22 protein-coding genes and 1 tRNA gene are annotated in these 22,700 nt (G+C 60.8%); 16 read left to right on the top strand and 7 right to left on the bottom strand.

The features are described 5' to 3' along the window. Positions 1-102: 102 nt before the first annotated feature. Both MPC4_RS12935 and MPC4_RS12930 read left to right on the top strand, forming a co-directional pair. The gene (locus MPC4_RS12935; RefSeq protein WP_174512865.1) at positions 103-882 is read left to right on the top strand and encodes a phosphoadenylyl-sulfate reductase; all 780 of its coding nucleotides are present in this window, start codon (positions 103-105) and stop codon (positions 880-882) included. 83 nt (positions 883-965) lie between these two features. Beyond that, positions 966-1,541, top strand: coding sequence for a type 1 glutamine amidotransferase domain-containing protein (locus tag MPC4_RS12930; RefSeq protein WP_174512864.1), 576 nt, complete (start codon positions 966-968; stop codon positions 1,539-1,541). A gap of 185 nt (positions 1,542-1,726) precedes the next feature. On the opposite strand, the gene MPC4_RS12925 is transcribed toward MPC4_RS12930, so the two are convergent. Next, positions 1,727-2,026: a hypothetical protein gene (locus tag MPC4_RS12925; RefSeq protein WP_174512863.1), complete on the bottom strand. Its 300-nt coding sequence runs from the start codon at positions 2,024-2,026 to the stop codon at positions 1,727-1,729. A gap of 442 nt (positions 2,027-2,468) precedes the next feature. Next, on the bottom strand, positions 2,469-3,689 hold the full coding sequence (locus tag MPC4_RS12920; protein WP_174512862.1) for an alpha/beta hydrolase: 1,221 nt from the start codon (positions 3,687-3,689) through the stop codon (positions 2,469-2,471). A 140-nt stretch (positions 3,690-3,829) separates the two neighbouring features. Here MPC4_RS12920 and MPC4_RS12915 point away from each other — a divergent pair, with 140 nt between their 5' ends. From MPC4_RS12915 to MPC4_RS12880, 8 genes are all read left to right on the top strand, one after another. Beyond that, positions 3,830-4,534, top strand: coding sequence for a pyroglutamyl-peptidase I (locus MPC4_RS12915; protein WP_174512861.1), 705 nt, complete (start codon positions 3,830-3,832; stop codon positions 4,532-4,534). A 9-nt stretch (positions 4,535-4,543) separates the two neighbouring features. Continuing rightward, positions 4,544-5,221 carry a TerC family protein gene (locus MPC4_RS12910; protein WP_174512860.1) on the top strand — a complete coding sequence of 226 codons (678 nt, stop codon included), beginning with the start codon at positions 4,544-4,546 and terminating at the stop codon, positions 5,219-5,221. 133 nt (positions 5,222-5,354) lie between these two features. Then, positions 5,355-6,200 (top strand): ImuA family protein, encoded by an 846-nt coding sequence (locus MPC4_RS12905; protein WP_174512859.1) that lies wholly within the window; start codon positions 5,355-5,357, stop codon positions 6,198-6,200. Beyond that, positions 6,109-7,725, top strand: coding sequence for a Y-family DNA polymerase (locus MPC4_RS12900; RefSeq protein WP_342343632.1), 1,617 nt, complete (start codon positions 6,109-6,111; stop codon positions 7,723-7,725). The genes MPC4_RS12905 and MPC4_RS12900 overlap by 92 nt, the downstream gene beginning before the upstream one ends. Beyond that, positions 7,722-11,126: an error-prone DNA polymerase gene (locus MPC4_RS12895; protein ID WP_174512858.1), complete on the top strand. Its 3,405-nt coding sequence runs from the start codon at positions 7,722-7,724 to the stop codon at positions 11,124-11,126. The genes MPC4_RS12900 and MPC4_RS12895 overlap by 4 nt, the downstream gene beginning before the upstream one ends. 117 nt (positions 11,127-11,243) lie before the next feature. Further along, positions 11,244-12,620: a chloride channel protein gene (locus MPC4_RS12890; RefSeq protein ID WP_425312473.1), complete on the top strand. Its 1,377-nt coding sequence runs from the start codon at positions 11,244-11,246 to the stop codon at positions 12,618-12,620. 431 nt (positions 12,621-13,051) lie between these two features. Beyond that, a complete protein-coding gene (locus MPC4_RS12885; protein WP_174512856.1) occupies positions 13,052-13,888 on the top strand; it encodes a cytochrome b/b6 domain-containing protein in 837 nt (278 codons plus the stop codon). After that, positions 13,885-14,739, top strand: a complete 855-nt coding sequence (locus tag MPC4_RS12880; RefSeq protein ID WP_174512855.1) for a molybdopterin-dependent oxidoreductase — start codon at positions 13,885-13,887, stop codon at positions 14,737-14,739. The genes MPC4_RS12885 and MPC4_RS12880 overlap by 4 nt, the downstream gene beginning before the upstream one ends. Positions 14,740-14,873: 134 nt before the next feature. On the opposite strand, the gene MPC4_RS12875 is transcribed toward MPC4_RS12880, so the two are convergent. From MPC4_RS12875 to MPC4_RS12865, 3 genes are all read right to left on the bottom strand, one after another. Then, positions 14,874-15,161 (bottom strand): GlsB/YeaQ/YmgE family stress response membrane protein, encoded by a 288-nt coding sequence (locus tag MPC4_RS12875; RefSeq protein ID WP_174512854.1) that lies wholly within the window; start codon positions 15,159-15,161, stop codon positions 14,874-14,876. A 71-nt stretch (positions 15,162-15,232) separates the two neighbouring features. Further along, positions 15,233-16,105: an NAD(P)-dependent oxidoreductase gene (locus MPC4_RS12870; protein WP_174512853.1), complete on the bottom strand. Its 873-nt coding sequence runs from the start codon at positions 16,103-16,105 to the stop codon at positions 15,233-15,235. A 123-nt stretch (positions 16,106-16,228) separates the two neighbouring features. Then, positions 16,229-17,131 carry an ABC transporter substrate-binding protein gene (locus MPC4_RS12865; protein WP_174512852.1) on the bottom strand — a complete coding sequence of 301 codons (903 nt, stop codon included), beginning with the start codon at positions 17,129-17,131 and terminating at the stop codon, positions 16,229-16,231. Between the two features lie 166 nt (positions 17,132-17,297). Between MPC4_RS12865 and apbC the strand changes: the two genes are divergently transcribed. The 3 genes from apbC to MPC4_RS12850 all read left to right on the top strand — a co-directional run bounded on the left by apbC (position 17,298) and on the right by MPC4_RS12850 (position 19,596). Continuing rightward, entirely contained in the window at positions 17,298-18,392 is a 1,095-nt protein-coding gene (apbC, locus tag MPC4_RS12860; RefSeq protein WP_174512851.1) for an iron-sulfur cluster carrier protein ApbC, read from the top strand. 116 nt (positions 18,393-18,508) lie between these two features. Further along, positions 18,509-19,162, top strand: a complete 654-nt coding sequence (locus tag MPC4_RS12855) for an XRE family transcriptional regulator (protein ID WP_174512850.1) — start codon at positions 18,509-18,511, stop codon at positions 19,160-19,162. Between the two features lie 68 nt (positions 19,163-19,230). Continuing rightward, the gene (locus tag MPC4_RS12850; protein ID WP_174512849.1) at positions 19,231-19,596 is read left to right on the top strand and encodes a hypothetical protein; all 366 of its coding nucleotides are present in this window, start codon (positions 19,231-19,233) and stop codon (positions 19,594-19,596) included. 101 nt (positions 19,597-19,697) lie between these two features. Here the strand turns inward: MPC4_RS12850 and moaA are convergent, their stop codons facing one another. Beyond that, entirely contained in the window at positions 19,698-20,747 is a 1,050-nt protein-coding gene (moaA, locus tag MPC4_RS12845; protein WP_174512848.1) for a GTP 3',8-cyclase MoaA, read from the bottom strand. 92 nt (positions 20,748-20,839) lie between these two features. Here moaA and MPC4_RS12840 point away from each other — a divergent pair, with 92 nt between their 5' ends. Beyond that, the gene (locus MPC4_RS12840; RefSeq protein ID WP_174512847.1) at positions 20,840-21,217 is read left to right on the top strand and encodes a gamma-butyrobetaine hydroxylase family protein; all 378 of its coding nucleotides are present in this window, start codon (positions 20,840-20,842) and stop codon (positions 21,215-21,217) included. Positions 21,218-21,331: 114 nt separating this feature from the next. Here the strand turns inward: MPC4_RS12840 and MPC4_RS12835 are convergent, their stop codons facing one another. Next, the gene (locus MPC4_RS12835; protein ID WP_174512846.1) at positions 21,332-21,937 is read right to left on the bottom strand and encodes a L,D-transpeptidase; all 606 of its coding nucleotides are present in this window, start codon (positions 21,935-21,937) and stop codon (positions 21,332-21,334) included. 293 nt (positions 21,938-22,230) lie between these two features. Here MPC4_RS12835 and MPC4_RS12830 point away from each other — a divergent pair, with 293 nt between their 5' ends. Together MPC4_RS12830 and MPC4_RS12825 are read left to right on the top strand one after the other, a co-directional pair. Beyond that, positions 22,231-22,467, top strand: coding sequence for a DUF1467 family protein (locus tag MPC4_RS12830; RefSeq protein WP_174512845.1), 237 nt, complete (start codon positions 22,231-22,233; stop codon positions 22,465-22,467). A gap of 88 nt (positions 22,468-22,555) precedes the next feature. Continuing rightward, positions 22,556-22,631 (top strand) — tRNA-Lys (locus tag MPC4_RS12825). The last annotated feature ends 69 nt before the right edge of the window (positions 22,632-22,700 follow it).

Raw genomic sequence — 22,700 nt, 5'->3', positions numbered from 1 at the left:
TGAAGCCAGGCTCTGAAAAACCGAGGCTTCGTCCGCGGGAGCGGTCGTAGGCCTTATGGCAAGCATGTTGCCGCGCGCAACAAAACGTGATGGAGGCGCTTGATGAGCGCGAACGACATAAGCGCTGACGACGCCGGCTTTTTGGCGGATGCGGCGGCGCTCGGGCATAGCGCCGAAAAGATCGCTTCTCTTGATACGCCAGCATTGCTGCGCTTGTCGATCGAGGATCTGTTTGCCGGCAAAATCGCTCTGGTTTCGAGTTTCGGCGCCGACTCCGCCGTGCTGCTGCATATGGTCGCGCAAATCGATAAGGCGCTTCCGGTCCTGTTCCTCGATACTGGCGTCTTGTTTCCAGAAACGCTCGCCTATCGGGACCGCCTCATAAAGTTTCTCGATCTTCGCAATGTGATCAGCATTCCGCCCAAAAAGGACCGACTGGCGACGGAAGATCCTGAGACATTTTTGTGGTCGAGCAATCCGGATCGCTGCTGCGCCATCCGTAAAGTCCTGCCTCTCGCCGAAGCGCTGAAGGGATTTGACGCCTGGATCACTGGACGTAAAAGATTCCAGTCCTCAACGCGGCGGTCGCTGCCCCTCTTCGAGGCGGAAGAGAAGCGCATCAAGATCAACCCGCTGGCAAACTGGTCGGCGGCGCAGATCCTTGGCTATCTCCATGCGCATGATCTGCCGCGACACGAACTCGTCGCCAAGGGCTATCCCTCGATCGGCTGCGTCCCCTGCACGTCAAGGGTCAGGCCAGGCGAGGATCCGCGCGCCGGGCGCTGGCGCGGCGCCGCCAAGGTCGAATGCGGGCTTCATACCCAGCCGTTGACAGGCGTCGCGCTTCAGGCCGCGGCACTGGCGGAAGAACCGCTCTCCTGAACGCTGGCTGGAGCGGATGCGCCTAAGGTGGAACCTGCGTGCAGGCGTCGGGTTTGCCTCCATATCTTTCATGGAGAACAAGCATGCCGACGATACGCGAGGCGCAAATTCTGATTTTGGCGACCAACGGTTTTGAGCAGTCTGAGCTTATGGTTCCGCTGCGCAAGCTACGGGAGGCGGGGGCGTTGGTGCGGATCGCGGCGCCGCAGGGGCCGGCCATCAGAGGTTGGAACGAAAAGGAATGGGGCGAGAGCGTCAGCGTTGATCTTTCGCTGGACTCGGTGCGCAGCACCGATTTCCACTGCCTTATCCTGCCCGGCGGCGTCATGAATCCGGATTCATTGCGGACGAATGACGATGCGATCGATGTCATCGTCGATTTCTTGAACACCGGAAAAATTGTCGCTGCGATCTGTCACGCGCCGTGGCTGCTGATCGAGGCAGGGGCTGTCGAAGGACGTGAACTGACGTCCTATCCTTCGATCCGGACGGATGTTGAAAACGCGGGCGGCCAATGGACGGACAAGCCGGTGGTGATCGACGACAGCATCATCACGAGCCGGTCGCCGAAGGATCTCGACGCCTTTATCGCGACGATCATCGAGCAAATTGAAACCGGCGAACGTCTCGAAGGCGAGCCGTTTCGCCAGAATGCATAAAGGCCAGGCCACGCTGTCCCGGCCCTTGGCGGCTTAATAAAATGCAAGCCTCAAAGGGCAGGGCGCCGCGGCCGGCCCTCCCCATCGGGAACCGCTGGAGCGCCTCTCGCAAAATACAGGAAAGCCGTCGGCCACGAGCATAATCAATTCCAGATCAATCGGTCAGGCGTCTGTAAAACGCGCGTTCACGCATCGACCGATCCTGGGACCACTCCATCGACCGCGGGTTTCAGAATATGTTCAAGGGCGATCAGAATAGGTTGATCGGCTCCCTTCATGATCCGGCGGAGAGCCTGTTTCTCCTCTCCTCCACAATTGCGGTCGAACTGGATGACTGTGCGTGCTGCGAATGCGCCCATGGACATCCCATAGACGCTGGCGGTCGCCCTGACCTTACCCGCGAATTCCGAGCCGATCGAGGCTACCGCCGCTTGCGCGACTTTCTCGTTGGAGCAGGAATGCACGACTTCAGCGATCAAGCACATCACACCCTCGCTTTCGTACTGAACTCAACCAAGTGATGGGGCCTGGCCACAGCTGAGGGCCGGCCGGCGAATTGAAAGGATAGCTATGCCTCCACCATCAATGCCGCCTATGCATATATAGGTTAATGCTAATGTTATTATGACGTCAATACGAATAATTTATGCTGCTGTGCAACAAAACTTGAGGAGATAGGCCTGGAATCCTTCCAATGTTAAATAATATTTCCGAAAGCCAGTTGTGATTTGAAGTAGAATAAATAAATCGTGTTCAAAGTGGTGCGATTTACTGAAAAGCGATACGGCTGCGCTTCTCACCGCGCGGAGAGGCCATAAATTTGCACATACGGAAACTGCGGCCATATCGACCTGATACGCCGCTATGAAGCGCAACGCCGACCACCGCAAGAAGTTCCAACGCAAAAGAATTTTTTTGCGCTTCGCTTCAGGGTGTCGGCGCGCCCACGACGGTCGCGGGCGTAGCGGAGGGAGAGGCGGCCGGGACCGTCGGGGCGGCCGGGGCCGCTGGAGGCGCGAGGGGCGCCGCAATAATGCGATCGTCGACGGGCCTGTCGCCAAGGACAGCCTGAACATTGGCGTCCTGCGGCCGCGGCGCCGTGATCTGCGCGCCGATCGTGCGCACCGCGTCGGGAGCGTCGGCATAGGCGCCGTGGCCGATGAAAATATCCGCTTCCCGTGTGAGATCATAGACCCTGACCCCCAACGCCTCGAGCGCTGCGCGATCGGCCTCATTCTTCGGGTCGAGAGCGCCGAGCCGCGGACGGTCGCCCGCGAGCGTGCGCGACAGCGACAAGGCGCGATCGTTCGCCGCGACCAGAACGAACACATGCGAGGGATCGAGCCGCGCCAATTGCTGGCGGAAGACGTTCAAATCGATGTCAGGGGCGGCCAGCATCACATCGCCCAGCTTTTCGTTGAGCTTTGGACTGCCGGCTATGGCGTCCTGCCGCAAAGCCTCCATGGTCAACCATGCGCCCATGGAATGCGCGAGAATATGCACGCGCCCGACGTCGGGCGTTTCCGTCAATAGACGGATGACTTTCGCCAAAGCGTCGCGTGAAACCGTCGCGCTCTCCTTGGCTGCGCCATAGTCGAGCAAATTATTCGTCGAGGGCCAGGTGAAAAGCACTGGCACGCCGCCAAAGCGGCCGTCCTGCACGATTTGGGCGAGACGGAAACGCGCCTCATCATAGCCTGTATTGAAGCCATGCACATAAAGCAGAATGTCGCGATTGGAGCCGATGCGGCCCGAAAGGTGTGACGCAAGCTCCGTCAGAAAGGCGGTCTCGTCGAGGTTACGGCGCTTCACCAGCGCAAAATGGCGTGAGGGATCCGGCGCTCCGATCGAGGGACGCTCCAGCTGCCCGACCTGGTGGCCAGGGGGCACGCCGATCATTTGCAGTGAATCACGCATCTCGCCATCGTTGCCGGCTTCGCTCAAGGCGCCGCTCTCGCCCTTGCGCGTCGAGACGACAAACATCGAAAGGGGGCGCGGACCCGCGGCGGAATCAGCGATTTCCATTCCCGCCGAACCACAGCCCGAAAGGGCGAGCGCGCAAAGGCCGGCGATCAGGAAAGCCCAAACCGCGCAAGGCGAGCCTTCGGCCGTTCCTCGCCGCGCCGCGCATGAAAAGGCCAGCCGCATCTCATTGTCTCTTCTGGTACAACTGCATCCGCCACATGTAGACGGGGATCACGGCGATTTTCGAGCATCTATCAACGCATCGAAACTTAACGAAAGCTTAACGAGGTCCTTTTAGCCTCATGTCTGAATGGCCTCCGATCATGTCGGGAATGCGACCGCCGCCGTTAGCACGCGGCCCGGGCGCGCCGCTGCGCATTCTCGTCACCGGTTTTGCCGGCTTTCCAGGCTCACCCAAAAATCCAACGGCGAAAATGATGGCGGCGCTCGCGAGCTATCGGTTGCGCCTCGCGCTCACCGGCATTCGCCTCGAGCCCCATGTCTTGCCCGTGATCTATGCCGAGATCGCGCCGCGTCTCGTCCGCCTCCAGAAAGAGATCGAGCCGGATGCGATTTTGCATTTCGGCGTCGCGACGCGGCGGACGAAGTTTTGCGTCGAAGCGCGAGCCCTGAACCGGGTGAGCATCCTGCATCCGGACGCAAGCGGCGCAACGGCGCCTCGCCGCGCCATTATCGCGGGGGCTCCGATGAGCCTGACATCGAGCGTCCCCTGCGGACTGATCGCGGCTGAGCTGCGCCGCAACGGATTTGCGGCCGCCGTTTCGACCGACGCCGGCGACTATGTCTGCAACCAGACCTTGTTTCTCTCGCTCAACCAAGGTCACATGCAGCAAAATCATGCCCCTCTTGTCGGCTTCGTTCATGTTCCGCCTCTAGCCGTGCGCTATCGGCGAGGGACGGGGCGCTTCAGTCTCGATGATGCGGTCCGCGCCGCGCTCGTCGCCATTCGCATTTTGGCGCCAGCCCTGCGTTCGCGGCGAGCGCTCATTCATCGCCCCGCGCCGTAGTTGCAAGCAATGGATTCAGCTTCAACTGAATTTCTGACGGCGCTGCTCCAGATCATCTGGATCGACATTGTTCTTTCCGACGATAATGCGCTCGTCATCGCTATGGCCAGCCGCTCCTTGCCGAAACGGCAACGCCGCTGGGCCATCGTGCTCGGCGCCAGCGCCGCCGTGCTTTTGCGCATCATTTACACGCTGCTGTTCTTGCAGGCGCTGGCGCTTCCTTTCATCAAGATCGCCGGTGGCGCGATTTTGATGATGATCGCCATACGTCTTGCCAGCGAGGAGGAGCGCGAGGAAGAAGCGCCCGCCCCAACCTCGATTTGGAGCTCGATCCGCATCATCGTCATAGCCGACGCCGTGATGTCGCTCGACAATGTCATCGCCGTCGCCGGGGCTGCGCAAGGGTCGATGGCGCTGATTATTTTCGGGCTCGTTCTGTCGATTCCACTGGTCGTTCTTGGTTCGACTTTTTTGATCGCGCTGTTGGAGCGGTTTCCCGCCCTCGTCTGGATCGGCGCCGGCGTCCTCGGCTGGGTCGCCGGTGAACTCATCGGCTCTGATCCGGCGCTGGCAGGCTTTTTACGAAAAAATGCCGTGGTCGTCGAGACTTGGCAATTTGCCGCCGTGGCGGCGGCCATGGTCCTGTTTTTCTCAGGGTTACGCGTCCGCCGCAAAGCTTCGGCGTAACTCGCCGCCTGGCTTGCGCCGGGCTAGGCTGATGTTGGCACGAGGTCAAAATCGCCTTGACTCTCGCGCCTGAAGCGGGAATCTATAAGAACAAATAGAGAACTAACCCGCAGTTTCATCATGGAGCAGGCCGATGTCGCCAGGCGGCAGATCGGAACGGCTGGATTTTTTGCGTCAAAAGATCGCCCGCGCCGAAAATAGCGTCGCTTTCGCGCAAAGAAATCTCGGCGAGGATTGCAGCCTCGACAGGATGCTGGGCGGCGGCTTGCGCTGCGGCGCTTTGCATGAGATCGCGCCGGGACGAGCCGGCGACGGCGCGGCGGCGTCCGGTTTCGCGCTGGCGCTATCCGCCCGCCTGGCCGCGAAAGCGCCCGCCGGCCGCTCCGCCATCATCTGGATCGTCGAGGATTTCGCCGGCCTTGAAGGGGGCGCGCCTTACGGACCGGGGCTCGCCCTCCATGGCGTCGATCCCGCCCGCCTTATCCTCGTGCATACGGCGAGCGCAAAGGACAGCCTGTGGACCATGGAGGAGGCCTTGAAATGCCGCGCCGCCGCGGCGGTGATCGGCGAAATATGGAATCTCGAGAAGATTTACAGCCTCACCGCCTCCCGCCGTCTCGCCCTCGCGGCGCAGGCGAGCGGCGGCGCCGGCCTGATGCTGGCGGCCGGAATGGCGGGCGCAGGGGAGCGGCTGTCCTCATGCGCGCACACGCGCTTCGAGGTTTTTGCGCATAAAGGGATTTACGCGCGGGGCTCGCCCTTGGCTGGTTTGCCGCTGCCGGGTCTTGCCTGCTGGTCTGTGCGCATCGTCAAGGCGCGCGCGGTCGAACGCGCCAATGGCGCCGATCCCGTCGCCATTCTCTGGGATCATGAAGAGGGCTGTTTCCGTGACGCGTTTCCTCTCCGTCTCATTGCCAACGCTCGCGACCGACCGCATCATCCGGCTGATGCGCGCGCAGGGTTTGGTCAAACCGCCTGAGGCGCCTCTGGCGACAGCCGCTAAAATCAACGGCGCGCAAAAGCTCGCAGCGCTCGATGCGCGGGGTCAAGCTCTCGGTCTCAAGCCTGGCATGACCTTACCCGATGCGCGCGCCATGCATCCAACCCTCATCTGCGCCGACGCCGACCCAGAGGCGGAAGCAAGGACGCTGGCGCATATCGCAGACTGGTGCCGCCGCTTCACCCCTCTTGCGGCTCTCGATGCGCCGGACGGCGTCATGCTCGACGTCAGCGGCGCCGCGCATCTTTTTGGCGGCGAGGCGCGCCTTCTCGCCGAAATCGAGACACGGCTTCAAACTCAGGGCTTTTTCGCCAGGGCGGCTTTGGCGTCGACGCCGGAAGCGGCTTTCGCCCTTGCGCGCTATGGCGGCGCGCGGATCGACGCCCGCATCCTGCCACTGGGGCTCGACGCGGCGGAACTCGCCCATCGTCTTGGGGATCTGCCGCTCGCCGCCTTGCGACTCGATCAGGCGACGCTCAAAGCGCTCGCGGAAGCGGGCCTGCGCCGCCTTTGCGACATCCTAATGCGCCCGCGCGCGCCGATCGCCGCCCGCTGCGGCGCTCTTCTTTATGCCCGGCTCGATGGATTGCTCGGCCGCGCGAAGACTCCCATATCGCCGCGTTTCGAAGCGCCGGCCTTCATGACCGAGCGGCGTTTTCTCGACGGCGTTTTGCGGCGCGAAGACATCGAACCTTCGATCCTGTCGCTGGCGCAGGATCTTTCCGTCCTGTTGACGCGGCATGGCGAAGGCGCGCGTCGGCTCAGGGCCAGCCTGTTTCGCGTCGACGGCATGGTCAAACATTTCGAGGTCGGCGCGAGCCGGCCCTTGCGCGAGCCCGGTCTTATCGCAAAACTCTTTCGCGAACGTTTCGAGGCCGCCAGCATCGCCAATGACGGCGACGCCTTCGACGCCGGCTACGGCTTCGACGTCATCCGGCTCGCAGCGCTTGTCGTCGAACGTAAGGATCCGGAGCAAACCGGATGGAGCGATCCGGACGCTGCAGGCGATCTCGCCGATCTCGTCGACAGGCTCGGCGCGCGACTGGGTCTTCGGCGCGTGACGCGGCTCGCCTTCAATGCTGCGCATACGCCAGAATTTGCCGTCATCGCGGTCCCTGCGGCGCAATATGCGCAAAGAGGCCATCATATAAAAACGGCGTCGAAAGGCGTCGCTGCGTTTCCGACATCCGAGGCGGCGCTCAGCGGCCATCTGCCCTCGCGGCCGATCCGGCTTTTGAAACGGCCGGAACCGATCGAGGCCATCGCCGGCGTGCCGGATGGACCGCCGCTGCGGTTTCGCTGGCGCCGCGTCCTGCACGAGGTCGCGGCGTTCGAAGGACCGGAGCGCATTGCGCCCGAATGGTGGCGCGGGGAGAGCGCGCTGACCCGCGATTACTTCCGCATGGAAGATCGCGAAGGGCAAAGATTCTGGCTTTTCCGCGAAGGTCTCTTCAACAGCGAAACACCGCGTCCACGCTGGTTCATGCACGGCCTCTTTGCATGACGCCGCGCTATGCCGAACTGGCGGCGACGACAAATTTTTCGTTTTTGCGCGGCGCCTCCCACCCTGAAGAACTCGTTGCGGCGGCCATGGCTTTCGGCCTTGCCGGCATCGGCATAGCCGACCGCAATTCGCTGGCTGGCGTCGTCCGCGCCCATAGCTTCGCCAAGGCCAATAGAGGCGCGGCTGATTTTCGTCTCGCCATCGGCGCAAGGCTCGTCTTCTGCGACGGCGCGCCGGACATTTTGACTTTTCCGCGCGATCGCGCCGCCTATGGCCGCCTGACGCGGCTGTTGACCCGCGGCAACGCCCGCGCGCAAAAAGGAACCTGTCTTCTGCGCGTCAGCGATCTCCTTGAGACGGCGCAGGGCCAGCAGCTCATCGTCATGCCGGCCAGCACATGGGATGACAGAGACGACGCCAAGACAGCGGCGAAAATCCACGCCGATTTATATGACGGTCATTCATATGACCCTCAGCCGCTAAAGGCGGACGATGACGCGGCTTTGCTCAGAAAGCTGCGCGAGTGCGCCAATGGCCGGGTCTGGCTCGCCGCCTCGATGATTTATAGCCAGTCGATGCGCCGTGATCTTGGCCGCCGCATCGCTCTCGCCAACACAACCGGACTGCGGCTTGTCGCCGTCAATGACGTTCTCATGCATGCGCCGGACCGACGGTTCCTGCAGGATGTGCTGACCGCCATCCGCGAGGGGGAGACGCTCGACCAGATGGGGTTGCGTCTTGAAGCCAATGCGGAGCGCCACATCAAGAGCAGCGCTGAGATGAGCCGCCTGTTCAGCGATGCGCCGGACGCGATCTGCGAGACGTTGCGTTTTCTTGAAGGCTTAAGTTTCAGCCTCGATGAATTGCGCGGCGATTACCCGCAGGAATTGCGCGACGGTTTTGCGACGCCACAGGCGGCCTTGGCGTTTTTCGCACGTGAAGGCGCGAAATTCCGCTATCCAAATGGCGTTCCAGCGCATGTCGAAAAAGCCATCACGCATGAATTAAAGCTTGTCGAGGAACTTGATTACGCGCCTTATTTTCTCACCGTCCACGATATCGTGCGCTTTGCCCGAGAAAAGAAAATTCTATGCCAGGGGCGCGGCTCGGCGGCGAATTCGACGCTCTGCTTTTGTCTTGGAATCACGGAAGTCGATCCTGTCTTTCACGACCTTTTGTTCGAACGCTTCATCTCGCCGGAACGAAACGAGCCGCCTGACATCGACGTCGATTTCGAGCATGAGCGGCGCGAAGAGGTCATGCAATATATCTACAATCGTTATGGCCGCGCCCGCGCCGGCCTGACGGCGAGCGTCATCACCTATCGCGCCCGCTCCGCCATCCGCGAAGTCGGCAAGGCTTTCGGACTTTCGGAGGATGTCGTCGCGACTCTGTCGAGCACAGTGTGGGGCCGTTCATCAGCCAGCGTCGACGCCGGGCAGACGCGTAGAGCCGGTCTCGATCCGACGGAAAGACGGCTCGCGCAGGCGTTAAAGCTCGCCGAAGAGCTGATCGGCTTTCCGCGCCATCTTTCGCAGCATACCGGCGGCTTCGTCATCACCCGTTCGCGGCTCGACGAAGTGGTTCCGATCATCAATGCGGCGATGGAGGATCGCACCACCATTGAATGGGACAAGAATGATCTCGACGCGCTCGGAATTTTGAAGATCGACGTGCTGGCGCTCGGCATGTTGACCTGTTTGCGCAAAGGTTTCGACCTCATCGAGAAACATTATGGAAAAGCCTTTACCCTGGCGAGCCTGCCAGCGGAGGAACCCGCGGTTTACGAGATGATTTCCCGCGCAGATACGATCGGCGTTTTTCAGATCGAGAGCAGAGCGCAGATGTCGATGCTGCCGCGGCTGAAGCCTGACAAATTCTATGACCTTGTTATCGAAGTCGCGATCGTGCGGCCAGGTCCCATTCAGGGCGATATGGTGCATCCCTATCTGCGCCGGCGGCAGGGTCTCGACCCCGTCGTTTATCCATCGAAAGAGCTTGAAGATGTGCTCGGCAAGACGCTCGGCGTGCCCTTGTTTCAGGAACAGGCGATGAAGATCGCCATCGTCGCCGCCGGCTTCACGCCGTCCGAGGCTGACCAGTTGCGCCGCGCCATGGCGACATTCAAACATGTGGGGACGATTGGCAAATTCCAGGCGAAAATGGTCGAGGGCATGGTTGCACGGAATTATTCGCGTGATTTCGCCGAGCGCTGCTTTAAGCAGATCGAGGGCTTTGGCTCCTATGGCTTTCCCGAAAGCCACGCCGCCTCCTTCGCTTTGCTGGTCTATGCGTCGGCCTGGATGAAATGCCGCTATCCCGACGTCTTCGCCTGCGCTTTGCTCAACGCCCAGCCGATGGGCTTTTACGCGCCCGCGCAAATCGTGCGCGACGCGCGCGAACATGGCGTTGTGATCGAAGAGATCGACGTCAATCGGTCCGATTGGGACTCGACGCTGACGGAAGGCGCGGGGCCAGCGCCGCTGCATTCGCGTCATGCGTCGATGAAAGGCGAAATTCGCTCGACGCATAAGATCCAGCTTGGATTTCGTCAGATCAAGGGCGTCAGCAAAGCTGACATGGAGCAACTCGTCGCGATGCGCGGAAAGGGTTATGATTCCGTGCGCGATCTCTGGCTGCGCGCAGAATTATCTCGCAGCGCATTGGAAGTCCTGGCAGGCGCCGACGCATTTCGATCATTGGGCCTTGATCGGCGCGCGGCGCTTTGGGCGGTGCGCGGCCTTGGCCGTGTCGGCGACAAAGAGGATCTGCCGCTACTTAAAAGCTTGAGCTGGCGCGCGATCGAGGCCGACGCGAAGCTTCCCATCATGCGGCTCGGCGAACATGTTGTCGAAGATTATCGCCATTTATCACTGTCGCTCAAAGCGCATCCGGTCGCTTTCCTGCGCGCGCACCTCGCACAGAGAAAAGTCTGGCGCGCCGAAGATATGGCGAGCCAGCGCAGCGGCGCGCGCGTATCGGTCGCCGGCCTTGTTCTCGTGCGTCAGCGTCCGGGCTCGGCCAAGGGGGTTATCTTCCTGACGATCGAGGACGAAACCGGAACCGCTAATCTCGTCGTCTGGCCAAAGGTTTTCGAGGCTTTACGCCCAATCGTCATCGGCGCCCGTTTCATCGCGGCGACGGGGCGCGTTCAGATCGAGGCTGGCGTCATCCATGTCGTGGTGGAGCGGGCGGAGGATTTGACGCCTCTTCTGGGGCTGCTGTCGAGGCATGGGGAAGAAATCCCATCCCTTGCCCGCGCTGACGAGGTCAAGCGGCCAAACGAGCGTGATTCCCGCGAACCGCGCAAGCACATCCAGCCCAGTCTCTTCAACGATGCGCCGCCGCCCGATGCAATCAATCTCCGGCGCATTTTGCCAAAGGGGCGCAATTTTCATTGAGCCGCGCCTCTACCTGTCCGATTTGCCGCAGTTTCGCGGCTCATCCCAGTGTGGCGGGCGGCGCAAGGCCCGCTTAAAGCATTACAAGGTAGAACCTTGAAATCGAGATAGACCAGGCTGCCGATGCCAACATCCAACCGCCCGATCCCTTCCATTGGACGCTCGCAAACCGCTTTCAAGCGTTTGATGCATCGAACGCTTTTCTTGATGGGCGGCCTCTGCGTCGGTGGCGCAGCGATGTTGATGGCCGCGCTGGCCGAGCCAGCGCAAATGATTTTTCATCGCATTCTTGAGCTTACGCCCTATGCCGCCTTCATCGTCACGCCAAGCATCTTTGGGTTCTGCGCCTTTCTGGCCCGAAAGGCCTTTCCCAATTCGCAAGGCAGCGGCATTCCGCAGGTCATCGCCGCGACAGAGTTGCATGATTCCGAGGACCGCAGCGCTCTCGTTTCATTGAAGATCGCGGCGGGCAAGGTGATCGTCATGATGCTCGGCCTCGCCGGCGGGGCGTCGATCGGACGCGAAGGTCCGACGGTTCAGGTCGGGGCGTCGATCATGGCGGCGTTTGGGCGTTGGGCGCCAGCCGGCTATCAGGTCGGGCTCCTGCTCGCAGGAGGCGCGGCGGGCATCGCCGCGGCTTTCAATACGCCGCTCGCCGGAATTGTTTTCGGCATTGAGGAACTGAGCCAGTCTTTCGAGGCCCGGACGAGCGGACTGATCATCGGTTGCGTCATCGCCGCGGGCATCACGTCGCTCGCGATCATGGGCGATTACGCCTATTTTGGCTCAACCGCGGAAACTCTGCCGCTCGGACGAAGCTGGCTGATCGTGCCTCTTTGCGGGATCGCTGGCGGCCTCGCAGGCGGCCTATTCAGCCGCATTGTCATCGCATTTTCAACCGGCCTTCCAAGGGCCTTCACCAAACGCCGCCCGATCGCTTTTGCAATGGCATGCGGATTTTGCGTCGCCCTCTGCGGCTTCGCCTCGGCTGATACGGTTTACGGCACGGGCTATGCCGAGGCCCGCTCCATCGTGCATGCGACGGCGACGCTTCCCGCCTCGTTCGGCGCGCTCAAACTGCTGAGCACGCTGTTCTCCTCGATCAGCGGCATTCCAGGCGGGCTTTTTGCGCCCTCGCTCGCGGTCGGCGCCGGCCTTGGCGCTGACCTTCATATTCTGTTCCAATCCGTTCCGATAGGCGCTCTGGCGCTGTTGGGAATGGTCGCCTATCTGACAGGCGTTGTGCAAACGCCGATCACATCATTCGTCATCGTGGCGGAGATGACGCAAAACCACGCCATGATCATTCCATTGATGGCCACTGCGCTCATCGCCAATACGACGTCGAAACTTGTCTGTCCCGAGAGCATTTATCGCGCGCTGTCGCAGGTTTTCTTGACGCCGGCTGCGGACGAGGCCGCGGGAGATGGGAGCCCATCGCCGAGCCGAATGGCGCAGGATCCGCAAAAGCAAAACTTCGGCGGCGGCTCTTGATCCGGGGGCGGTCGTTGCCGTCCGCCCCCGGCCTTTGAAACTATTTTGTGTTTGGCAGGATGACCTTAAGGTCGGGCGCAAAGCTAAATTACTTTGACCCCTTTCCTTGCGCCTTATGAACCTTTTTCATGTTCTTATGCTTGTGATATGCGGTTTTGACGATGAGGCCCTCGTCGCTGGAGATAGTCGTCACGCCAGCGGCCGGAATTGGCGCCGCAGTCACAGCCTGGGCGCCAAGAAAACAAGTCGCCGTCACGAGAAACATGAGATTTCGCATTGGCTCTACCTCCCAATAAGCCGGAGCCTTGCGCCCCGGTCGAGATATTTGTTTCAGAAATTCCGGGAAAGGAAATCTTTTTTTCGAGAGACGTAACCTTTCTGGCGTCTTCGGGCGTATTTATAGGGGCATCGCCAACGCGCCGAACGAAACCATGACAGACGCTTCTCTGACGCAGGTTCGGCGCGCCGCCCGGAAGCGGCGCATTGTCTACCGCCATAGCGTTTTCATTCGCCTGACGCATTGGATCAATGTGCTCTGTCTGAGCATTTTGTTCATGAGCGGCCTTCAAATCTTCAATGCGCATCCAGCGCTCTATCTCGGAAGCAAGTCGAGATTCGATCATCCGATTTTACAGATCGCGTCCAATGCCGACGCGACGCGCGGTGAGACGACAATCCTTGGCCGCACATTCGACACGACGGGACTTCTAGGTCTTTTCAAGGGGGAGGGAGAACCTCTCGAGCGCGCCTTTCCGCCAGCGCTCACGCTTCCTTCCTATCAGGACCTTGCGACCGGCCGCCGCTGGCATTTTAGTTTCGCCTGGCTGCTTGTCGCCAATGGCGTTCTCGCGCTCATCTATGGACTCGCAAGCGGACATCTTCGCAAGGATGTCGCACCAGCATGGCGCGATCTTCGGGCCATCCCGAAAAGCATCATCGAGCATGCGCGGCTGCGCTTCAGCAAGGGTGAGGAGGCGCTGCGCTACAACCCCCTGCAAAAATTGGCTTACGCCGTCATTCTGTTTCTCGTGCTGCCCGTCATAGTGCTCGCAGGCCTTGCCATGTCGCCGGGTATGGACGCCGCGGCGCCGTGGCTGCCCGCGTTGTTCGGCGGCCGGCAGAGCGCGCGCACGGTCCATTTCATTCTGGCGTTCAGTTTGGTTGCTTTCGTCATCATCCATCTTGCGATGGTCATCCTGACTGGACCGCTCAATAATTTGCGTTCGATGATCACCGGACGATACGCCGTCGAAGGCGAGGATCGATGAAACGATTTTTCCGGCTGGATCGCCGTGGATTCCTTATCGGCGCGGCTGGCGTCGCGCTCGCCGGATGTGATCGCATCAGTGAATCGGACCAGGCGCAAGACGTTTTCGATGGCGTCAATGAGTTGAGCTACAAGGCGCAACGCCTGTTGATTGGCGCCGATCGTCTTGCGCCGGAGTTTGCCGCAACGGAGATTTCCAGGAACTTCAGGGCCAACGGATCGATCGATCCGAAGGCGCCGTCCTATCGCGAACTCGTCCGCGATCAGTTCACCTCATGGAAGCTGAACGTCGGGGGCCTTGTGGAAAAGGCGCGCGATTATTCGCTGGATGAGCTTCGCGCGCTTCCATCGCGCACGCAAATCACGCGGCATGATTGCGTCGAAGGCTGGAGTTGCATCGGCAAATGGAAGGGCGTTTTGTTATCGACCCTGCTTGATGAGGTTCGGGTCAAGCCGCAGGCGCGCTATGTCGCGTTTTATTGCGCGGACCGGCTTGGCGCCGACGAGGCCGCGAGCAACCCGAACGAGGCCGAGAGCGATCAGGAAACTGATCCAGATGAACAGCCGCCGCAAACAGGCGCCGCCCTCGACGACCCGTCGACGCACTCCTACGAGACCATCGATCTCATCGACGCGCGCCACCCGCAGACGATCCTCGCCTATGACATGAACGACCGCGTTCTCCCCGTCGCGCATGGCGCGCCGCTGCGTCTTCGCGTCGAACGTCAACTCGGCTATAAGATGGCGAAATACATCATGCGCATCGAACTTGTAGAAAGCTTTGCCGGGATCGGGCGTGGCAAGGGCGGCTATTGGGAAGATCGCGGCTACGACTGGTACGCAGGGATTTAATGAGCTTCGTTTTCGACTAGGCGGAACGCGCTCGCGCCAGGAACAAACAACGCCTGACATCGCCGATCCCGTCCGAGTCGCACGAGTCAGACGGGATTTTTCAACATCAGAAGGCCGCTGCTGGCTCCAAGATTCTACAGCCAGCGTCTACCGCCCTCCGGGCCAACCGAATCCGTGTTGCGCTTGATGACATGCCAGATGAAAAGCACGATGACCGCGCCGATGGTCGCGCCGATCAGTCCCGCGCCTTGATCGAGCCTGTACCAGCCAATTGTCTGCCCGAGCCATGTCGCGACGAAAGCGCCAATGATGCCGAGCACCACCGTCATGATAAAGCCAGATGGATTGTAAGGCCCAGGCGCCAGAAAACGGGCGATCAGGCCGGCCACAAATCCAATAAGAATGATGTAGAGAATATGCATAGGCCGCCTCGCAAATTTGAATTGCCGGAAGCAAACGCGCTCTGTTGTCTAAAGTTGCGTTGGCGGCTCGTTCATCGCGACCGTTCGAGGCGCGCGATGAGGCTCGACGTGTCCCATCGCGAACCGCCCATGGTCTGCACTTCCGCATAGAACTGGTCGATCAGCGCCGCCGCCGGCAGGCTGGCGCCATTGCGGCGCGCCTCTTCAAGACAGATCGCGAGGTCCTTTCTCATCCAGTCAACGGCGAAGCCGAAATCGAATTTGCCCTCGATCATCGTTTTGGAGCGGTTCTCCATTTGCCAGGACTGCGCCGCGCCCTTGGAAATCACCTCGATGACGGCGGCTGCGTCGAGTCCGGCGCGTTTGGCAAAGTGAAGACCTTCGGCGAGGCCCTCGACGAGTCCGGCAATGCAGATCTGATTGACCATCTTGGTCAGCTGGCCGGAGCCTGACGGTCCCATCAGCCGCGAAGCCTTGGCGTAGGCGGAAATGACCGGTTCAACGCGCGTATAAATGTCGGGGTCGCCGCCGCACATTACGGAGAGCGCGCCATTCTCGGCGCCGGCTTGGCCGCCCGACACCGGCGCGTCGATGAAACCGTTGCCGTTCTGCTTGGCGATCGCGTGGAGTTCGCGCGCGACCGCCGCCGAAGCGGTGGTGTGATCGACGAAGACCGCGCCTCGCGCAAGGCCTGCGAAGGCGCCGTTCTCGCCGAGCGCGACGCTGCGCAGATCATCGTCATTTCCGACGCAGGCGAAAACAAATTCCTGTCCCTCCGCGGCGGCCCTGGGCGTCGCCGCATCCGCGCCGCCGAATTCCGCGACCCATTTCTGAGCGCGGGCGGCCGTGCGGTTATAGACGGTGACCGCGTGGCCTTTCCTTTGAAGATGCCCGGCCATCGGATAGCCCATGACGCCAAGACCAAGGAACCCGATGTTCGCCATTGCCATCCATCCTTTGCCGCGCGGGACGTAAGCCGGCCCGAGGTTTCGATCCTGCAACGATCTAGCCCTTTTTGCGGCTTCGTCTCAAGCGCCGCGCCGCGCTTTTCATTCACGGATCGGTGGTCAGTTGATCTTGTAGTCGAAATACTTTTCCCGAATCCGCGCGAAGGAGCCGTCGGCCATGCTCTCGTCGAGCGCCTTCTCGAACATCGCTTTCAGATCGACGTCCTGTTTGCGCAGGCCGATGCCGATGCCGTCGCCAAAAAAGGCCGGATCATGCGGAGCGTCGGCGACCAGCCTGCAACATTGCCCTTCTTTGCGGCTTTTCAGAAAATCGACAAGGGCGTCCTTATCGCCGATGACGAGATCGAGACGGCCCTCTGCGAGGTCGAGAATGGCTTCCTCGAGGGTCGCATAGGGGCGGATGTCGGATCGCTTGTAGACCTCATCGAGATAGCTCTCATGAGCGCCGCCCGATTCGACGCCGATCGTTTTGCCGACGAGGCCGTCCGGAGTCGTATTCGTGATGCTGCTCTGCCTGGACGCCATGAAAGCTGAAGGCATGCGAATATAAGGCCTCGTAAAGCTGATCTTCTCACGCCCCTCGTCGGTGATTTCGAGCGCGGCCATGATCGCATCATATTGATGGTTGAGGAGCCCCGGAATGAGCCCGTCCCAGTCCTGCGTCACGAAGCGGCAGGTCACCTTCATGCGCGCGCAGAGATCGCGTCCGAGATCGATTTCGAATCCGGCGAGTTCATTGTTGGCGTCAAGATAATTATAGGGAGGCCTCGCCCCCTCGCTGGCGATTTTGATCTCCGTCCAGACCTGCTCCTGCGCTTTTGTGCCGGACGGCGCCAGAAACACAAGCAGGGCGGCGAGGGCCGCGATTATCTGGAGCAGGCGCGAATATGCGGAGGATCCGCCAGGATCAAGGCGAAAGGGATCGCGCGCGGGCAGGGGCGTTCTCCTTGGAATGGAAGTGATAAGGCTCAGCGGCGCGCTTCTTGAGGCTCGCGGCCGCATCGGGCGGGACTATATAGAACTCACTTGGCGTGTCCAAAACAAGGGCAGGACAAGCCTCTTCAACTGGCGTCGCGCCGTGATTGAATGAGACCGGTCAATCGCCTATAGCAAACTTCGAAAGGGCGCCGATCCTTCAGTCGGCGTGGATTGACGGAGAAAGAACGGAATGGCCAGCGAGCAAGACGTACTGACGGCGCTGCGGGCTGTGCCGGGACCCGATGGCAGGACCCCTTTGCCGGAATCGGGGGCGGTCTCCGGCGTCTCGATCCGGGACGGCAAGGTTTATGTCTCGATTGCGATCGATCCGGCGCGCGCGGCTGCGATGGAGCCGATGCGCGCGGCCGCCGAAATCGCGCTCAGAAAAATAAGCGGCGTCAGCAGCGCGCTCGTCAGCCTCACCGCCGACCGCGCGCCGCCGAAAGCGCCGCCTGGCCCCGCCAAGGCGCCGGCCGCGCGCACAATCGGCATCCCTGGCGTCGCCAACATTATCGCGATCGCCTCCGGCAAAGGGGGCGTTGGCAAATCAACGACCGCCGTCAATCTGGCGCTAAGTCTCGCCGCTCTCGGCTGGCGCATCGGCATCCTTGACGCCGACATTTACGGGCCGTCCCTGCCGCGCCTGCTCGGCCTCAGCGGCAGGCCCCATTCCGAAGGGCGCGTCATGACCCCGCTCGAGGCCTATGGCGTCAAGGCGATGTCGATCGGCTTTCTCGTTGCGGAAGACGATGCGATGATCTGGCGCGGGCCGATGGTCATGGGCGCCATCCAGCAGTTGCTTCGCGACGTCGCATGGGGCGAACTTGACTGCCTTGTCGTCGACATGCCGCCCGGCACGGGAGACGCGCAACTGACCCTTGCGCAGAACGTGCCGCTCGCCGGCGCGGTCATCGTATCGACGCCGCAGGATCTCGCCTTGATCGACGCCCGGCGCGGCATCGCCATGTTCAACAAGGTCGAGGTGCCAGTCCTCGGCATCGTCGAAAACATGAGCTATTTCATCTGCCCTCATTGCGGCGGACGGTCCGACATTTTCAATCACGGCGGCGCGAGGCGCGAGGCGGAGCGCGACGGCGCGCCGTTTCTCGGCGAAGTGCCGCTGCATATGGACATTCGCGAGCGTTCCGATTCGGGGCGCCCGGTCGTGGCGACCGACCCGGAGGGCCCTCACGCCAAGGTCTACCGAGACATCGCGAGCCAGATCAAGGCCAGGCTCGAGAAGGGGGGGACTATGCGCGCCCCGCCCAAAATCGTCATCGAATAGAGAATCGTTGACGAGGCTTGCGTGAAACCGGGCAGATTCAAGGGTTTTGGATCCGGACGGACCTCAAATCGTGTATTACGGTAGCAAGGTACAACACGTATTGTTATATGTGAGGCATGGAAGAACCTCACGATCGATTGGCGATCGCCCGGCGTAATGCGGGCTTTGAGAATGCGACGGATGCGGCGCGCGCCTTCGGCTGGAACGAGAATACCTACCGCAGCCATGAGAACGGCGAGCGCGGCCTGCGGCTTGCGATCGCTGAACGCTACGCACGCGCATTCGAGACGAGCGCCGCCTGGCTTTTGACGGGGGAGGGCGATGCCGAAGCGGCGCCGGAACCCAAAAATATCGTGCGGCTGGTCGGCCGCATTGGCGCCGGGGCGGTCATCGACGCCGATTTTGAGCAGGAGCCGCCGGAAGGCTTCGCCGAGATCGAAATTCCTTATCCTGTCCCGGACGGCGCCGTCGCCTTCGAGATCGTCGGCGACAGTATGTGGCCGCGCTATGACCCAGGCGACATCGTTATCTGCTGGAAAGTGGCGCAGACCCGCACCGAGGCCGATGGTTGGGAAGCCGCCGTGCGTCTGACCGATGGCAGGCGTTATCTCAAGACAATTCGAAGGGTCAGCAAGGATCGTTTCGATCTCGTCAGCCATAACGCCGCCCCGATCTTGAATGTTCAGATCGAATGGGCCTGCAAAGTTTTTGGCAATATCCGCGCCGGCGAATGGAACTTGCTGGAAAGAGCGCCGCGCCGTTCCAGGTGATCTGGTCCGATCAGGGCCGGAGATCGCCCCGCGATCCGTTAATTATGCAGCCTCGGAGGCGCGAGTAAATGCGATCGTTCTTTCGCGCAGCGCTATTTGTAAAATTGCTGTTAGTTGTACATTTTGTGTTGTGCTTCTCTGTGCGTTATGTACAGTACGTTGTCGCCGCTGATCAGCGGCCACGGTCCAAGAGAAGGGTTAGCGCAATGGACAAACAGGGCAGCGACCAAAGAACGATACGCAAGACAAACGCCATTATCGGCGAGTTTGCCTTTGACAATGCGATTGACGCAAATAAGGGCGAAACCGCTGAATATCTTGCCCAAATGGCGTCTGAGCTCTTTACGCTTGCGAAGACGGCCCGGCTGGAGCGGCTGTCGTTGCTTCTCGATTTTGTGCGAAGGGAGGCGGAGGCCGAAACCGGCGCGGCCTGACGCCCACTCAAGGAGGCGAAAAGCCGCCCGGGCCTGACTCGCCGATACCGCGTCGAGATTGAGGCAACGGCTCGCTTCTCAACGAAATGAGCCGGCTTGCGCTAGCCGCCGGTGACGCTCATGTGCCGCGTCACCGCAGGCTTCGCGCCCTTACGATCGACGATGAAATCATGCCCTTTGGGCTTGCGCGCTATAGCGGCTTCAATGGTCTCGTTCAAGAGGTCATCGGATTGAGAGGCTCTCAGCGGCGCGCGCAAATCGGCCGCGTCTTCCTGGCCAAGGCACATGTACAGCGTCCCCGTGCAAGTTACGCGGACGCGATTGCAACCTTCGCAAAAATTATGCGTGTGGGGCGTTATAAGGCCCAGACGACCGCCGGTCTCGGCCACGCGGAGATAGCGGGCGGGGCCGCCGGTCTTGTAATCAATCGGCTGCAAGGTGTAGCGCTGCGACAATTGCTGCTCGACAATGGTCAGCGGCAGGAATTGATCGACGCGTTCGGCTTCAATGCTGCCAAGCGGCATGACTTCAATCAAGGTCAGATCCATCTCTCGGCCGTGCGCCCATTCGAGCATGGCCGGAATCTCGGCGTCATTGACGCCTTTCAGCACGACCATATTGATCTTGAGCGCGATGCCGGCCGTCTGGGCCGCGTCGACCCCCCGCATTACCTGCGACAGATCGCCCCAGCGCGTGATCGTCCGGAATTTTTGCGCATCGAGCGTGTCCATCGAAAGGTTCAGCCGCCGCACGCCCAGCGCTGCGAGATCAGCCGCATGAGCCGCCAACTGCGAGCCATTCGTGGTCAGCGTCAGTTCGCGCAGCAGGCCGGATTCGAGATGACGCGAGAGCGAGGTGAAAAAACTGAGAATGCCGCGCCGAACCAGCGGCTCGCCGCCGGTGATGCGCAATCGGCTCACGCCTCGATTGATGAAAGCCGTGCACAGGCGATCTAGTTCTTCGAGCGTTAGGACGTCGCGCTTCGGCAGGAAATTCATGTCTTCCGACATGCAATAGACGCAGCGCATGTCGCAGCGGTCCGTCACCGAAACGCGGACGTAGCTAATGGTTCGGCCGAACGGATCAACAAGCGGAGACGCTGTCGGAGCACGCTGTGCGTCAGCTTGGGAAAATTTGCTTATTATTGACATGCCGGAGCGTATGCCTATGCGAAAGCGTGAAAATCAGCAATACACAGAAACGTTGATTGCATGAAAAAAGTTTCAAAAGAACAGGCGGCAAAATGAGAAATGCGACTCACTGGCCAAGCGAATTGCGCCTGAAGGAAAACGGCCGGCTGCTCCATATCAAGTTCGACGACGGCGGGGAATATGCGTTGGCGGCGGAATATTTACGCGTCATGAGCCCGAGCGCGGAAGTTCAGGGCCACCGCGAGGAGGATCGCGTGACCGTCGGCGGCAAACGCAACTGCGTCATCATTGGCGTCGAACCGGTCGGCGCCTACGCCGTGCGGCTCAGTTTCGACGACCTGCACACGACAGGCATCTTCACATGGGACTATCTTTACGACCTTGGCGCCGGATTTGACCAAAAATGGGCGAAGTATGAGGCGGAACTGAAATCCAAAGGCCTCGATCGCGACAAACCCGGCCAGGCTTGAGGCAATTTGGGCGCTCCTTTGCCGATCGCCCGGGCGGCCGAATCGACCGGACGAACAGATTCTCAGGCTCGACGGCGTCTGTCGAGGAACGAATCACTTTTCCGATAAAGATATTTATTGAACGACGACGCGAGTCCCGACCTTCACGCGTTCGTAAAGGTCGACGACGTCCTCATTCGTCATGCGAATGCAGCCCGATGAAACCGCCTGTCCGATCGTATGCGGTTCATTTGATCCGTGGATTCGATAAAGCGTGCCACCGAGATACATGGCGCGCGCGCCGAGCGGATTGGCCGGGCCTCCCTCCATGAATTTCGGCAAGTCCGGGCGGCGACGCAGCATCTGCGCCGGCGGTTTCCACGACGGCCATTCGCGCTTCATCGCGACGGTCCTGGTTCCCGTCCAGGAGAAGCCGGGACGGCCGACCCCGACGCCATACCGGATCGCTTGATTGCCCGGCAGAATATAATAAAGGCGCCGCTCCTGATTGGAGATGATGATCGTTCCCGGCGCATAGCGGCCCGCATAAGGCACGAGTTCGCGCGGCGGCGCGGCTGCCTGCGGCCGGCCGGAGAGTTCTCCCGGATCCTGGGTGAATGAGCCTTGGCCAGGAGCCTGAGGCGGTTGTTGATATTCATAGGCTTTCACAGCCGGAGAGAAGAAGGTAGCGAGCGTAAGCCCGGCAGCGGCGCTGACCACTGCCAAAACGCGACGGCGCATGTTTGACGATCCTTGAAGATGGGTTGAATTGCGGTGAACCAGCGGCGGGCGCTGCATTGCCGCCATAATCTGATCCTGCCGCCAGCCTGACAATGCGATGACGCGATCGGAGCCGGCAAGCCGCCTGTTTTGTCGCGGCGCGTGTTCAAATGGCAACAACGCAGGCGGGATTTGGCTTCAGCGCATACCGCGCTCTATATAGGCCGGCGCGCGACGGCGCCTTTCGTGGGCGGTCGCCCCGGGTTTCTTTTCGCGCGGGGACCGAGCGCCATTCAACTTGAATGGGGACGAAAATGCCTTTTTCGACGCCGATGTCTCTGGCTATTTTTTTCGTGACCTGGTTCATCGTTCTCTTCGCGGTGCTTCCCTTTGGCGTTAAATCGCAGAGGGAATCCGGTGATGTGACCGAAGGCACGGATCCGGGCGCTCCTGTTGCGCCGCGCCTGCTCGTCAAAGCTCTATGGACGACCGTCATTGCGGCGGCGGCGTTCGCCGCGCTCTCGATTTTTGCGCATTTTGCCGAATCCTGACGTCCGGACGATCGACAAACGGTCCGCGCATGCGCGTTCTATTGACGGTGCGGGCCGATAAGGTTACTTGACGCACGCTCCCTTAGGAGAGCGCGTAGCTCAGTTGGTAGAGCATCTGACTTTTAATCAGAGGGTCATGGGTTCGAATCCCATCGCGCTCACCAAGCAAATCAAATGGTTAGCGCATTTGATTTCATAGCCTCATCGCTATGGCAACCGCCCAGCACACATTC

The organism is Methylocella tundrae (genome assembly GCF_901905185.1).
GTDB classification, from domain to species: domain Bacteria; phylum Pseudomonadota; class Alphaproteobacteria; order Rhizobiales; family Beijerinckiaceae; genus Methylocapsa; species Methylocapsa tundrae.
The sequence above is the reverse complement of the archived record's forward strand: the minus strand, read 5'-3'. Positions and strand labels throughout refer to the sequence as shown.

Coding starts and splice junctions, on each gene's coding strand:
- MPC4_RS12935 (WP_174512865.1), top strand. CDS start 103: ATGAGCGCGAACGACATAAGCGCTGACGACGCCGGCTTTTTGGCGGAT.
- MPC4_RS12930 (WP_174512864.1), top strand. CDS start 966: ATGCCGACGATACGCGAGGCGCAAATTCTGATTTTGGCGACCAACGGT.
- MPC4_RS12925 (WP_174512863.1), bottom strand. CDS start 2,026: ATGTGCTTGATCGCTGAAGTCGTGCATTCCTGCTCCAACGAGAAAGTC.
- MPC4_RS12920 (WP_174512862.1), bottom strand. CDS start 3,689: ATGCGGCTGGCCTTTTCATGCGCGGCGCGGCGAGGAACGGCCGAAGGC.
- MPC4_RS12915 (WP_174512861.1), top strand. CDS start 3,830: ATGTCGGGAATGCGACCGCCGCCGTTAGCACGCGGCCCGGGCGCGCCG.
- MPC4_RS12910 (WP_174512860.1), top strand. CDS start 4,544: ATGGATTCAGCTTCAACTGAATTTCTGACGGCGCTGCTCCAGATCATC.
- MPC4_RS12905 (WP_174512859.1), top strand. CDS start 5,355: ATGTCGCCAGGCGGCAGATCGGAACGGCTGGATTTTTTGCGTCAAAAG.
- MPC4_RS12895 (WP_174512858.1), top strand. CDS start 7,722: ATGACGCCGCGCTATGCCGAACTGGCGGCGACGACAAATTTTTCGTTT.
- MPC4_RS12885 (WP_174512856.1), top strand. CDS start 13,052: ATGACAGACGCTTCTCTGACGCAGGTTCGGCGCGCCGCCCGGAAGCGG.
- MPC4_RS12880 (WP_174512855.1), top strand. CDS start 13,885: ATGAAACGATTTTTCCGGCTGGATCGCCGTGGATTCCTTATCGGCGCG.
- MPC4_RS12875 (WP_174512854.1), bottom strand. CDS start 15,161: ATGCATATTCTCTACATCATTCTTATTGGATTTGTGGCCGGCCTGATC.
- MPC4_RS12870 (WP_174512853.1), bottom strand. CDS start 16,105: ATGGCGAACATCGGGTTCCTTGGTCTTGGCGTCATGGGCTATCCGATG.
- MPC4_RS12865 (WP_174512852.1), bottom strand. CDS start 17,131: ATGCGGCCGCGAGCCTCAAGAAGCGCGCCGCTGAGCCTTATCACTTCC.
- apbC (WP_174512851.1), top strand. CDS start 17,298: ATGGCCAGCGAGCAAGACGTACTGACGGCGCTGCGGGCTGTGCCGGGA.
- MPC4_RS12855 (WP_174512850.1), top strand. CDS start 18,509: ATGGAAGAACCTCACGATCGATTGGCGATCGCCCGGCGTAATGCGGGC.
- MPC4_RS12850 (WP_174512849.1), top strand. CDS start 19,231: ATGCGATCGTTCTTTCGCGCAGCGCTATTTGTAAAATTGCTGTTAGTT.
- moaA (WP_174512848.1), bottom strand. CDS start 20,747: ATGTCAATAATAAGCAAATTTTCCCAAGCTGACGCACAGCGTGCTCCG.
- MPC4_RS12840 (WP_174512847.1), top strand. CDS start 20,840: ATGAGAAATGCGACTCACTGGCCAAGCGAATTGCGCCTGAAGGAAAAC.
- MPC4_RS12835 (WP_174512846.1), bottom strand. CDS start 21,937: ATGCGCCGTCGCGTTTTGGCAGTGGTCAGCGCCGCTGCCGGGCTTACG.
- MPC4_RS12830 (WP_174512845.1), top strand. CDS start 22,231: ATGCCTTTTTCGACGCCGATGTCTCTGGCTATTTTTTTCGTGACCTGG.